Source organism: Halopseudomonas xiamenensis, from assembly GCF_014219065.1.
In the GTDB taxonomy this organism is placed as follows: Bacteria; Pseudomonadota; Gammaproteobacteria; order Pseudomonadales; family Pseudomonadaceae; genus Halopseudomonas; species Halopseudomonas xiamenensis.
In genome coordinates this window covers 135613-148388 of the sequence record NZ_JACLGO010000003.1, presented here as the reverse complement: position 1 = coordinate 148388, position 12776 = coordinate 135613, and the positions used below count along the sequence as shown (strand labels likewise).

Here is a 12776-nt window from a genome sequence, read left to right as displayed (position 1 = left end):
GCGGATTCTTAACTTACTCAAATATTTGAAAAAAATGCTAATTCATCGTTGACGGGGAGGTGGGGGCTGAGTATTATTCGCCCCGCTTCACAAACACAACGAAGTCGGTTTGGAAGGCGATCAGGCTCCAGCATTTCAAGCCTTCGGGATTGAACATGTGCAAGGCGCCCGTAGCTCAGCTGGATAGAGCATCCGCCTTCTAAGCGGATGGTCGCAGGTTCGAGTCCTGCCGGGCGCGCCACGCGCACAATGGTATGATTCGACGAAGATGTGTTAGTGTTGCTGCTGTAATGGTGGGCGTAGCTCAGTCGGTAGAGCACAGGATTGTGGCTCCTGGTGTCGTGGGTTCGATCCCCATCGTCCACCCCATTTCAGCGAAAACGCCAGGCCTAGCCTGGCGTTTTCGTATCTGAAACCGATGTGCGGATGTGGTGGAATTGGTAGACACACCAGATTTAGGTTCTGGCGCCGCGAGGTGTGGGAGTTCGAGTCTCCCCATCCGCACCAATATCGGCTTTCAAGTCCTCCCGTAAAATCTTGAGTTATATGTCCAAGGCCCTGATTGGCTATCGGAGGCCCTATGTGGGAAGTGTCCGGTTATCTCGGTCTGTTTCTCAGTTCTTTCATCGCTGCCACTTTCCTGCCCATGCAGTCGGAGGCGGTGCTGGTGGCGCTGCTGCTGGCCGGCAAGCTGCCGGTAATGACGTTGCTCGTGGTAGCGTCGGTGGGGAATGTGCTTGGGTCGGTGGTAAATTGGCTGCTGGGGCGCTATGTCGAGCGCTGGCGGGACCGGCGCTGGTTTCCGGTGCCGGCCGACAAGTTGCAGAAGGCCCAGGTTGCCTATCAGCGTTACGGCTACTGGTCGCTGTTGTTGAGCTGGGTGCCGGTCATTGGCGATCCGCTCACCCTGGCGGCGGGCGTCATGCGTGAGCCATTCTGGCGCTTTCTGCTGATGGTCACGCTGGCCAAGACCGGGCGTTACCTGGTGCTGACGATGATCACGCTCAACTGGCTCTAGTCGAGCCTGCCTGCGGGCTCAGGGCGCCATGCGGGAGAACAGGCGGGTAGCCATCAGGCCGGCCGGTGTGAAGTGCTGAGCTGGTGCCATCAGCTCGATCAGGCGCTGGGTTCTGTCTGGTTCGGGCAGGGCTTGCAGTTGCTGCTGCAGCAGGTGTTGTTCCGAGTTGAAGTCTCCCGTCGGGGTGGGGCGTTTCCCGGGGCTTCTTCGGCCGGCAAATTTCCTTGCCGTAGAAGGCCGGGCTGACTCCTGCCATTCGCCGGCGATCCAGTCATGCAGCAGTTGCAGCTCATACCGGCTGAACACGCCGAACATGGGCGCGCGATCGGCCTGTATCAGTTGCCAGAAACGACTGTCAGCCGGGTTCTGATGGCGGCGAATCCAGCCGCGTTGCTGCAGCGCATTGAGAAAGTCGCCGATCTGGCCGCTGTTGGCCAGCCACTCGTTGACCGTGCGCCCCTCGATGCGGCAGTGGTCGGAGTGCAGGTGGCGGGCGATCCGGGCTTTATGCTCGAGGACCCGGTGCAGCTCCTGCTCCAGCTTGAATCCGGCGATGGCTGCTGCCGAGGACAGTCCCAGTTCATTCAGTTGATAACCGCGCTTTACCCGCTCGTAGTATGCCTGGCGATCGCCTGCGACTGGCAGGTTGTCCAGTACGGCCCGGGCGGCCTTGCGTGCATGGCCGGTGGCGGCATTGTCGATGGTCACATGCAGCTGGAAATAGTAGGGATCGATATTCAGCTCGCCGAGCTCGTAGGTGGTGATCAGCAGGTGCAGGGGCAGTTGCTCGTAGCCCAGGTTGTAGCCGATCAGCTCCGGCAGGAATTCCGTCGCCAGGCGGGCCAGGGCGAGCTGCTGGGCGCCCTGTACGAAATGTGCGGCAGACAGTGGGGCGGTATCGTCGATGTCATGGCTGGCGAGCAGCTGCTTGTAGAGTAGCACGTGGTTCTGGCTCGCCTCGCCATCGCCGAGTTCTTCCAGATAGGTGCGTACCAGGGTGTGCAAGCGCCAGTCCTGCCAGTGGGGCAGCACGCCATACAGCCATGCGCCGTCCACCAGTTTGGTCGGGGCGACCTGGCGCAGGAAATACAGCGCGTGCGCGCGATTGCTGAAGAAGCGCCGTGGTTGGCCTTGCCTGCGGCTCGCCAGATAGTCCCGGTAGTCCCGGGCGGTATGCGTGTGCCGGGTGACAACCCACTCGTCCAGCTGTTGGGGAGTGGCGGGGAGGTCGCAGGGGAGGGTTGCCGCCTGTTGCAGCTGCCCGCGCATGAAATGTCGGGCGCTGCTGAGGTGCTGCTGCGGTGCCTGCAGCAAGCCATGATACAAGGCGGCCAGGTCGGCTTGCAGGTCGGGAGTTGCAAGGCGCTGGATTGGCGTACTCAGCATGGTCATGGCTCCATTTCCTGTTCGCGGCTGCTCGGCGTGATTTCGCCGTTGCTAGATATTACGAGCCAGGACGGGAGCAAAGATTCAATGAATAGGCTGGTAGGGGCATGGCTGGTGCTGGAGCCGTCTATGCCGGCCATGTGCGACAACCGTGGGAAAAACTCTATGTCTAAGGCGTGTCGGGATGATGACTTCCGCTGCGTGAGCGACTAGAATGTCCGCCTTTTATTTATTCACATACATTGTCTGTTCAACGAGGACTCTACATGCAAGTTTCGGTTGAAACCATCTCCGGTCTTGAGCGCCGTATGACTGTCGGCATTCCTGCCGAGCGCATCGAAAATGAAGTCAACAAGCGCCTGCAGCAGACAGCTAGCCGTGCACGTGTTGATGGTTTCCGTCCGGGCAAGGTGCCGATGAGCGTGATTCGCAAGCGCTTTGGTGCATCCGCACGTCAGGAAGTCATCGGCGAAGTCATCCAGTCTTCGTTCTATGAAGCAGTCGTTCAGGAAAAGCTGAACCCGGCTGGCGCGCCGAGCGTCGAGCCCAAGTCGCTCGACGAAGGCAAGGATTTCGAATATACCGCCACTTTCGAAGTGTACCCGGAAGTGACCCTGGGCGACTTCTCGCAGATCGCCGTAGAGCGCATCGATGCCGAAGTGACCGACGCCGATCTGGAAAACATGCTGGAAATCCTGCGCAAGCAGCACACCAGCTATGAAGCCGTAGAGCGTGCCGCCGAGAACGACGATCAACTGACCATCGACTTCACCGGTCGCATCGACGGCGAAGCCTTCCAGGGCGGCACCGCCAGCAACAGCAAGCTGGTGCTGGGCTCCGGTCGCATGATCCCCGGTTTCGAGGATGGCCTGGTCGGCGCCAAGGCAGGCGAAACCCGTACTGTCAGCGTCACCTTCCCCGAGGACTATCAGAACCTGGAACTGGCCGGCAAGGCCGCCGAGTTCGAGATCATCGTCCACGAAGTGGCTGCTGCCCAGCTGCCCGAGCTGAATGATGAATTCTTCGCCCGCTTCGGTGTGGAAGAGGGTGGTGTCGAAGGCTTCCGCGCCGAAGTGCGCAAGAACATGGAGCGCGAGCTGCGCCAGGCAATCAAGTCCAAGACCAAGAACCAGGTCATGGATGGCCTGCTGAGCACCAATGAGATCGAGGTGCCCAAGGCGCTGATCAGCAGCGAGATCGATCGTCTGCGCGTCCAGGCTGTGCAGCAGTTCGGTGGTGCCAACATCGATCCGAGCCAACTGCCGGCGGAACTGTTTGAAGAGCAGGCCAAGCGTCGTGTGAGCCTGGGTCTGATCGTCGCCGAGATCGTCAAGCAGAACGAGATCAAGCCGGACAACGACCGTGTTCGCGCGATGATCGAGGATCTGGCCTCGGCCTACCAGGAGCCCGAGCAGGTGGTGAACTGGTACATGCAGAACGAGCAACAGCTGGCCGAGATCCAGTCGGTTGTGCTGGAAGAGCAAGTCGTGGATACTGTGCTGCAGCAGGCCAAGGTGACCGACAAGCAGGTTGCCTACGAAGAGGCAGTCAAGCCGGCTCAACCCGCCCAGGCTGACGACGAAGCGCAGAGCAGCACAGACGAATAATCCTCGCTGATGTTACGCAGTGCATTGAGCCAGCCTTCGGGCTGGCTCATGTGTTTATGCAGGCGACAGGCAAATTGGAGTGACACCAGAGCATGATTCATAACAGCTATACCGGGTTACCGCCGGAAATCCAGGCCGCAGGCGGCCTTGTGCCCATGGTCGTCGAACAGTCGGCACGGGGTGAGCGTTCCTATGACATCTATTCGCGTCTGCTCAAGGAGCGGGTGATCTTCCTGGTCGGTCAGGTAGAAGACTACATGGCCAATCTGGTGGTGGCGCAGTTGCTGTTCCTGGAGTCGGAGAACCCGGACAAGGACATTCACCTGTACATCAACTCGCCCGGTGGTTCGGTGACCGCCGGCATGGCGATCTACGACACCATGCAGTTCATCAAGCCCAACGTCAGTACCCTGTGCATCGGTCAGGCGTGCAGCATGGGCGCCTTCCTGCTGGCCGGTGGTGCTGCCGGCAAGCGCTTCGCACTGCCGCATTCGCGGGTGATGATCCACCAGCCGCTTGGTGGTTTCCAGGGCCAGGCCTCGGATATCGAGATCCATGCCCGGGAAATCCTCTACATTCGCGAGCGCCTGAACAAGGTGCTGGCCCACCACACCGGCCAGCCGCTGGACGTGATCGCCCGCGATACCGATCGTGACCGTTTCATGAGCGCCTCCGAAGCGGTGGAATACGGTCTGATCGACCAGATGCTGGAAAGCCGTCCGAGCGCCGAATGACGGTCTGACGCACCGGTTCAACGGCCCGGGCAACAGCCCGGGCTCTTCCATGTTCCTACGGCCAGACAGGCATTGCCGGTACGGGCTGGATGGATTGCACTTGCAAAGAGGCTTGGCAGCCCTCATCTTTGTCCAAAGAGTGATCTGCAAGCAGGGGTTTTAGATGACAGATATGACTGGGAAGGGTGACGACAACGGCAAACTGCTGTATTGCTCCTTCTGCGGCAAGAGCCAGCATGAAGTGCGCAAGCTGATTGCCGGCCCCTCCGTATTTATTTGTGACGAGTGTGTCGATCTGTGTAACGACATCATTCGTGAAGAGGTGCAGGAAAGCCAGAGCGACAGCGGTGAGCAGAAGCTGCCTTCGCCCATGGAGATCTGTGGCATCCTCGACCAGTACGTGATTGGCCAGCAACAGGCCAAGAAGGTGCTGTCGGTGGCGGTATACAACCACTACAAGCGACTCAACCAGCGTGAAGGCAAGGATGACGTCGAGCTGGGCAAGAGCAACATCCTGGTCATAGGTCCGACCGGTTCGGGCAAGACCCTGCTGGCCGAAACCCTGGCGCGATTGCTGAACGTGCCGTTCACCATCGCCGACGCCACCACGCTGACCGAGGCCGGTTACGTCGGTGAGGATGTCGAGAACATCATCCAGAAGCTGCTGCAGAAGTGCGACTACGATGTGGAGAAGGCCCAGATGGGTATCGTCTACATCGACGAGATCGACAAGATCTCGCGCAAGTCCGACAACCCGTCGATCACCCGTGATGTCTCGGGCGAGGGCGTGCAGCAGGCGCTGCTGAAGCTGATCGAGGGCACCGTGGCCTCGGTTCCGCCGCAGGGTGGGCGCAAGCATCCGCAGCAGGAGTTCCTGCAGGTCGATACGCGCAACATCCTGTTCATCTGCGGTGGTGCCTTCGCCGGTCTGGAGAAAGTCATCCGCGACCGTTCCGAGAAGAGCGGCATCGGCTTCAATGCCAGCGTGCGCAGCAAGGATGGCGGCAAGAAGATCGGCGAAACCCTGATGGACGTCGAGCCGGATGATCTGGTGCGTTTTGGCCTGATTCCCGAGTTCGTCGGTCGTCTGCCGGTGATCGCGACGCTGGCCGAGCTGGACGAGGATGCATTGATCCAGATCCTCACCGAGCCGAAGAACTCGCTGACCAAGCAGTATGCCCGGCTGTTCGAGATGGAAGGGGTGGAGCTGGAGTTCCGTACCGATGCACTGAAAGCGATCGCCCAGCGTGCGCTCAAGCGCAAGACCGGTGCCCGTGGCCTGCGTTCCATCCTGGAAAGCGTGTTGCTGGACACCATGTACGAGATCCCCTCGGCCGAGCACGTCAGCAAGGTGGTGATCGACGAGAATGTCATCAATGGCAGCGCCAAGCCGCTGTTGATGTACGAGTCCGTCGAGCAACCGCCCAAGGTCATGCCCGAGGACTGAGCTGTTCCCCGCGCCGCCGTTTCCGGCGGCGCGGTTCCCTTCGCTGGTTCATCAACCGGCCTGTACGGCAACATTCGCTGCCAAATGCATCTTGTAATTTGATCCCCGCGCCCTCATCTTGACTGCATGAGTGTTTTCAATTTCGGGTGCGGCCTGTGGCTGTGCCCCCTTGCGAGCGAGCCCAAAGCATGACGACTCCCAGCGCTTTTCCGCTACTGCCACTGCGTGATGTGGTGGTGTACCCCCACATGGTCATTCCCTTGTTCGTTGGTCGCAACAAGTCCATCGAGGCCCTGGAGGCCGCGATGGTCGGGGACAAGCAGGTGCTGCTGCTGACCCAGCGCAACCCGGCGGACGACGACCCGGCGCCCGCTGCGCTGTACGGCCTGGGCACCATGGCAACCATACTGCAGCTGCTGAAGCTGCCCGACGGTACGGTCAAGGTCCTGGTCGAGGGTGAGCAACGGGCCCGTGTCGAGCATATCGAGGAGATGGACGGCTACCAGCAGGCCAGCGTGTCGCTGATCGACGAGGCGCCGCTGGACGAGCGCGAGGCCGAGGTGCTGGTGCGCACCCTGATGAGCCAGTTCGAGCAGTTCGTCAATCTGGGCAAGAAAATTCCCGCCGAGGCCGTCAGTTCGCTGGCGGGCATCGATGATCCGCGGCGCCTGGTCGATACCATGGCCGCGCACCTGAATCTCAAGGTCGAGCAGAAGCAGGCGATCCTGGAGATCACCTCGCTGCGTGAACGGGTCGAGCATGTGCTGGGCGTGCTGGATACCGAGATCGATCTGCTGCAGGTGGAGAAGCGCATCCGTGGCCGGGTCAAGAAGCAGATGGAGCGCAGCCAGCGCGAGTACTATCTGAACGAACAGATGAAGGCCATCCAGAAGGAAATGGGCGGTCTCGACGAGGGTGGCAGCGAGCTGGACGAACTGCAGCGCCGGATTGAGGACGTCGGCATGAGCAAGGAAGCGAAGGACAAGGCCACCACCGAGCTGAACAAGCTGAAGATGATGTCGCCGATGTCCGCCGAGGCCACTGTGGTGCGTTCCTATATCGAGTGGCTGTGCAACGTGCCGTGGAACAAGTCCAGCCGGGTACGGCATGATCTCAAGCATGCGGAGAAGGTGCTGGAGAGCGATCACTACGGCCTGGAAGAGGTCAAGGAACGCATCATTGAGTACCTCGCCGTGCAGAAGCGCGTGCGCAAGCTCAAGGGGCCTGTGCTGTGCCTGGTCGGGCCGCCCGGCGTGGGCAAGACCTCGCTGGGTGAGTCCCTGGCGCGGGCGACCAACCGCAAGTTCGTACGCATGGCCCTGGGTGGCGTGCGCGACGAGGCGGAGATCCGTGGCCACCGCCGTACCTATATCGGCTCGCTGCCGGGCAAGCTGATCCAGAAGATGAGTAAGGTCGGGGTGAAGAACCCGCTGTTCCTGCTCGACGAGATCGACAAGATGGGCCAGGACATGCGCGGCGATCCGTCCTCGGCTCTGCTCGAGGTGCTGGACCCGGAACAGAACCACGCCTTCAGCGACCACTATCTGGAAGTGGACTATGACCTGTCGGATGTCATGTTCATCTGCACTTCCAACTCGATGAATATCCCGGCGCCGCTGCTCGACCGCATGGAGGTCATCCGGATTCCGGGCTACACCGAGGATGAGAAGATCAATATCGCCCAGCGTTACCTGGTGCCCAAGCAGATCAGGAACAACGGCCTGAAGCCGGATGAGCTGACCTTCAGTACCGAGTCGCTGCGTGACCTGATCCGCTACTACACCCGCGAAGCCGGCGTACGGGGCTTGGAGCGCCAGATCGCCAAGGTCTGCCGCAAGGTGGTGCGCGAGCACGCCGAGCAGGCGAAAAGTAGCCCGGTGGTAGTGGATGCGGCGCTATTGGAGCAGCATCTGGGCGTGCACAAGTTCAAGTACGGGCTGGCCGAGGAGGCCGACCAGATCGGCCAGGTCACCGGGCTGGCCTGGACTCAGGTCGGTGGTGAGCTGCTGAGCATCGAGGCGGCGGTGATGCCGGGCAAGGGCCGGCAGATCAAGACCGGCTCGCTGGGTGACGTGATGCAGGAGTCGATCAGTGCGGCGCTGACCGTGGTGCGCAGCCGGGCCGCCAGCCTGGGGATTGCCAGCGACTTCCATGAGAAGCACGACATCCATATCCACGTGCCCGAGGGCGCCACGCCGAAGGACGGCCCCAGTGCCGGTATTGGTATGTGCACGGCCCTGGTCTCGGCGCTGAGCAGGATTCCGGTACGGGCCGATGTGGCCATGACCGGGGAAATCACTCTGCGTGGCCAGGTACTGCCGATCGGTGGTCTCAAGGAAAAACTGCTGGCGGCGCACCGTGGCGGCATCCGCACCGTGGTGATTCCCCATGACAATCTCAAGGATCTCAAGGAGATTCCCGACAATATCAAGCAGGATATCGAAATCATCCCGGCGAAATGGATTGACGAGGTGCTGCAGATTGCGCTGCAATACATGCCGAAGCCCCTGAAGGAGGAAGGGGATGAGATTGTTGCCAAGGAAGAGCCTCATAATGCCGATGCAAAAGGCCGCATCAGTACGCATTGATGGTAAGCTAGCCGGTATTGGGTCAGGGCGGTAAACCCTGATCCAGCGGCGATGCCGCCGTTACCGCAAGCATTCCTTGACACGGTTTTTGACCGCTTGATATAAAGCGTGCTTCGACCCAAGCAGGTATGCTGACTGGCTACAGCGTTGCTAGAACCACAAGCTTACATAACGACTAATCAACTCATTGAAATGTATAAGGGGACTTAGAGTGAACAAGTCTGAACTGATCGATGCCATCGCTGCATCTGCCGATATTCCGAAAGCTGCTGCCGGTCGTGCTCTGGACGCCGTCATCGAGTCCGTGACTGGTGCTCTGAAGGCAGGTGATTCGGTTGTGCTGGTGGGCTTTGGTACCTTTGCTGTCAAGGAGCGCGCTGCCCGCACTGGTCGCAACCCGCAAACTGGCGAGCCGATTGAAATCAGCGCAGCCAAGATTCCTGGCTTCAAGGCTGGTAAGGCACTCAAGGACGCCGTCAACTGATAGCGTCCCGCAACTGACAGGACATGTCGGCACCGCACCATGTGCCGCATGCGTTTGGACTCCTGGTCAGCAGGAAAGACACAGAGGTTCAGTCAGTTCCCGAAAGGCGCATCATTCCGGTGCGCCTTTTTTGTTTGTACAGGATTTAGGATCGGCGGGTAGAGCATGATCTACCGGCCTTGTCGCCGAATCACAGGCGACTGACCAGAAGATTTGGGGGCATGATGCTGCAAAATATGAGGGACAGGGCGCAAAGCTGGGTCGCGAAAGTGATCGTGGGCGTCATTGTGCTGATTTTCGCGTTGACCGGTTGGGAGTCCATCAGTCGTTTCACCAGTAATGATCAGAAAGCGGCGGAGGTCAACGGAACCGTCATCAGTACGGCTGAACTGGAACAGGCCGTGTCCCTGCAGCGTCGCCAGCTGACACAGCAACTGCAGCAGATGGGCGAGCAATTTGACCCGGACATGATCGATGAGCAACTGCTGCGCGACTCCGTACTGCAGGGCCTGATCGAGCGCGCGGTGCTGCTGGAAGGCGCCAAGGATGCCAGGCTGAACATCTCCGAGCAGATGATCGACCAGATGCTGCTCAATACGCCGGATTTCCAGGTCAATGGCCAGTTCGATGCCAACCGTTTCGACGTGGTGATCCGCAACATGGGCATGAGCTCGCGCATGGCGTTTCGTGAGCTGGTGCGCCAGGAGCTGATGCTTGCGCAACTGCGCAATGCCTACCAGGCCAGCGCCTTCGCCACACCAATGGAACGCCAGACGCTGGCGCGTCTGGAGAGCCAGAGCCGCGATTTCGCCGTGATCGAGCTGGACCTGGATGCTGGCGCCGTCGAGGTCAGCGATGAGCAGGTAGAGCAGTACTACAACGACAATCAGGCCGACTTCTTCAGTCCGGAACAGGTCGTGCTGGAAACCCTGACGCTGTCGCGCAGCGACTTCTTTGACCAGGCCGAGGTCGATGAGGCCGCACTGGAAGCGTTGTACCAGCGTGAAGTCGGTAACCTGGCCGAGCAGCGCCGGGCCGCGCATATCCTGTTCGAGATCGATGGCGATGATGAGACAGCTGCACTCGAGCAGGCGCAGGCGGCCAAGGCGCGGCTGGATGCCGGTGAAGACTTCGCAACCCTGGCCAGGGAACTGTCCCAGGACACCGGCACGGTGAACCGCGGGGGTGACCTGGGCTATATCGAGCATGACAGCTTCGATCCGGATTTCGAGCAGGCGCTGTTCGCGCTGCAGGAGAACGAGGTTTCCGCGCCGGTACGCACCGACTACGGTTATCACCTGATCAAGCTGACCGACCTGCAGTCGGCGGACGTACCCAGTCTGGAATCCATGCGCCCGAGCCTGGAGCGGGAACTGAAGAACGAGCAGGTGGCGCGCCGTTTCGTCGAGGTATCCCAGGAGCTGGCCAACCTGGCCTATGAGTCCGAAGACCTGGAAGAGCCGGCCAGGGTGCTGGAGGTGGAAATCGAGACCCATGGTCCGCTGGAGCGCAGTGGTGGGGAAGGTATCACCGCCAATCCGCGAGTCATGGCTGCCGCCTTCTCCGAAGAGGTGCTGCTGGATCGCCGCAACAGCCCGCTGATCGAGCTGGATGCCGATACGGTGGCGGTGGTGCGGGTCAAGGAGCATCTGACTCCTGAGCAGCGCCCGCTGGAGCAGGTGCGGGCGGAAATCGCCGACCTGCTGCAATTCCGCCAGGCCGCCCGGCAGCTTGACGAGCAGGCGCAGGAGCTGGTGGTCCAGCTGCAGCAAGGGGCACTGGAAACCGAGGCACTGACCGAGCAGTTGGGGCATCAGTGGCACACCCATGAGGCGATCAGCCGCTCTGACCGCGATGTGTCCCAGGCCTTGCTGCGTAATGTGTTTGCCATGCCCAAGCCTGGCGATACGCCGGTCTACGGCCACTTCCGTCAGCCCGATGGCAGCCAGTGGATCGTCGAGCTGCGCGGCGTGTCGACGCCGGAAGAGGCGCTGGCCGAGGCCGATTCGCCCATGTACGGCAACTACATTGCCGGGCAGACCGGTGAACAGGACTTCTCGGCGGTGCGCCAGGCGCTGCAGGAAAAGGCCGATATCGAGCGCTTCTGATCGCCTGAACCAGTAGCGCACGCCCGGCCACGGATGGCCAGGCAGAAAAACCGTGTGTCCCCAGGGCACGCGGTTTTTTTGTTTATCCCAGGGCTGATCTTTGGGGTTTCTTTTTGTTAAGAATAATCGTTTGCAAGTGGCACTTTGATCCTTTACTGTTGCCGCTGCTCCGATCGGGCCGCCATGGCAGAGCCCTGTCATCCCGTCCGTCTACATAGGGGTTTGTGCTTTTTCATGACCGACTCTTCACCGCTGTCCGCCCGCCACAAACGTCTGATCGGTGTCCTCGCGTTATTGCTGGTACTGGTTGGCATCTGGTATCTGCTTGGCAGAACCCCGCCGTCCGCACCATTGCCGCAGCGCAGTGCCTGGAATATGCCGGTTCCGGTCCGTGTCGTTCCGGTCGAACGGGGCAGTCTGGATGTGCAGATCAAGTCCATCGGCACGGTCACCCCGCTGAACACGGTAACGGTTCGCAGTCGGGTCGACGGCGTACTGAACCGGGTACTGTTCACTGAAGGCAGCGAGGTGGAACAGGCCACCTTGCTGGCCGAGATCGACCCGCTGCCCTATCGGGCGCAACTGGCCCAGGCCGAGGGTCAGGCCCAGCAGAACCAGGCACAACTGGCCAACGCCCAGGCGGACCTGGAACTATATGAAGGGCTGTACCAGCAGGACTCCATCGCCCGCCAGCAACTGACCAGTCAACGTGCCCTGGTGGAGGAGTTGCGTGGCAGCCTCAAGGCCAACGCGGCCCAGGTCGAAGATGCCCGGCTGCAGTTGTCCTGGACCCGCATCGAGGCGCCCATCGCCGGCAAGCTCGGGCTACGCCGGGTGGATGCCGGCAACCTGGTGAGCAGCGGTGATACCGAGGGCCTGGTGAGCATCACCCAGATGCGTCCGATCGCCGTGGAGTTCACCGTCCCGGAGCCGGATGTGCCGGCCCTGCGCCGTGCCGTGGCCAGCGGTGCGGAACTGGCGGTGCAGGCGCTGGATCGCAGTGAGCAGCAGCTGCTCGCCGGCGGCCGCCTGCATACGCTGGACAACCAGATCGATATCGCCACCGGCACCCTGCGGGTCAAGGCGCTGTTCGAGAACGAGGATGACCAGCTGTTCCCCAACCAGTTCGTCAATGTGCGCCTGCGCCTGCAAACCTTGCCGTCGGTGGTGACCATTCCATCGGATGCGGTGCAGTTCGGTTCCCGGGGCACCTATGTGTATGTGATCGACCCACAGGAGAACAAGGCCTTCACCCGACTGGTCAAGCTCGGGGCCACTGCTGCCGATGGCCAGGTGGCGGTGACCGAAGGTCTGCAGGAGCGGGAACTGGTGGTGCTGGAAGGGCTCGACCGGTTGCGTGAGGGCCGCGAAGTGGTCATCAGCGACGAGGACGCCGGTTGATGG

Annotated in this window: 9 protein-coding genes and 3 tRNA genes; 11 read left to right on the top strand and 1 reads right to left on the bottom strand. The window is 60.8% G+C overall.

The window, feature by feature from the left end:
- The first annotated feature begins 164 nt into the window (after nucleotides 1-164).
- The 4 genes from H6X51_RS03215 (at nucleotide 165) to H6X51_RS03200 (ending at nucleotide 1018) form a co-directional block, all read left to right on the top strand.
- Nucleotides 165-241 (top strand) — tRNA-Arg (locus tag H6X51_RS03215).
- Nucleotides 242-293: 52 nt separating this feature from the next.
- Nucleotides 294-369, top strand: a tRNA-His gene (locus H6X51_RS03210).
- Nucleotides 370-422: 53 nt separating this feature from the next.
- A tRNA-Leu gene (locus H6X51_RS03205) sits at nucleotides 423-507 on the top strand.
- Between the two features lie 73 nt (nucleotides 508-580).
- The gene (locus tag H6X51_RS03200; RefSeq protein WP_185266064.1) at nucleotides 581-1018 is read left to right on the top strand and encodes a YqaA family protein; all 438 of its coding nucleotides are present in this window, start codon (nucleotides 581-583) and stop codon (nucleotides 1016-1018) included.
- A gap of 18 nt (nucleotides 1019-1036) precedes the next feature.
- Here the strand turns inward: H6X51_RS03200 and H6X51_RS03195 are convergent, their stop codons facing one another.
- Nucleotides 1037-2410, bottom strand: a complete 1374-nt coding sequence (locus H6X51_RS03195) for an iron-containing redox enzyme family protein (protein ID WP_235991220.1) — start codon at nucleotides 2408-2410, stop codon at nucleotides 1037-1039.
- 260 nt (nucleotides 2411-2670) lie between these two features.
- Here H6X51_RS03195 and tig point away from each other — a divergent pair, with 260 nt between their 5' ends.
- The 7 genes from tig to H6X51_RS03160 all read left to right on the top strand — a co-directional run bounded on the left by tig (nucleotide 2671) and on the right by H6X51_RS03160 (nucleotide 12773).
- On the top strand, nucleotides 2671-4011 hold the full coding sequence (gene tig, locus H6X51_RS03190) for a trigger factor (protein WP_185266063.1): 1341 nt from the start codon (nucleotides 2671-2673) through the stop codon (nucleotides 4009-4011).
- A 92-nt stretch (nucleotides 4012-4103) separates the two neighbouring features.
- Nucleotides 4104-4745, top strand: a complete 642-nt coding sequence (gene clpP / locus H6X51_RS03185) for an ATP-dependent Clp endopeptidase proteolytic subunit ClpP (RefSeq protein WP_185266062.1) — start codon at nucleotides 4104-4106, stop codon at nucleotides 4743-4745.
- A gap of 163 nt (nucleotides 4746-4908) precedes the next feature.
- Entirely contained in the window at nucleotides 4909-6192 is a 1284-nt protein-coding gene (gene clpX / locus H6X51_RS03180) for an ATP-dependent Clp protease ATP-binding subunit ClpX (RefSeq protein ID WP_185266061.1), read from the top strand.
- Nucleotides 6193-6380: 188 nt separating this feature from the next.
- Nucleotides 6381-8780, top strand: a complete 2400-nt coding sequence (lon, locus tag H6X51_RS03175) for an endopeptidase La (RefSeq protein ID WP_185266060.1) — start codon at nucleotides 6381-6383, stop codon at nucleotides 8778-8780.
- Nucleotides 8781-8991: 211 nt separating this feature from the next.
- The gene (hupB, locus tag H6X51_RS03170; protein WP_105645642.1) at nucleotides 8992-9264 is read left to right on the top strand and encodes a nucleoid-associated protein HU-beta; all 273 of its coding nucleotides are present in this window, start codon (nucleotides 8992-8994) and stop codon (nucleotides 9262-9264) included.
- 221 nt (nucleotides 9265-9485) lie between these two features.
- Complete coding sequence (locus H6X51_RS20225; protein ID WP_268898587.1) at nucleotides 9486-11372, top strand: SurA N-terminal domain-containing protein; 1887 nt, start codon at nucleotides 9486-9488, stop codon at nucleotides 11370-11372.
- A 234-nt stretch (nucleotides 11373-11606) separates the two neighbouring features.
- A complete protein-coding gene (locus tag H6X51_RS03160) occupies nucleotides 11607-12773 on the top strand; it encodes an efflux RND transporter periplasmic adaptor subunit (RefSeq protein WP_185266059.1) in 1167 nt (388 codons plus the stop codon).
- The last annotated feature ends 3 nt before the right edge of the window (nucleotides 12774-12776 follow it).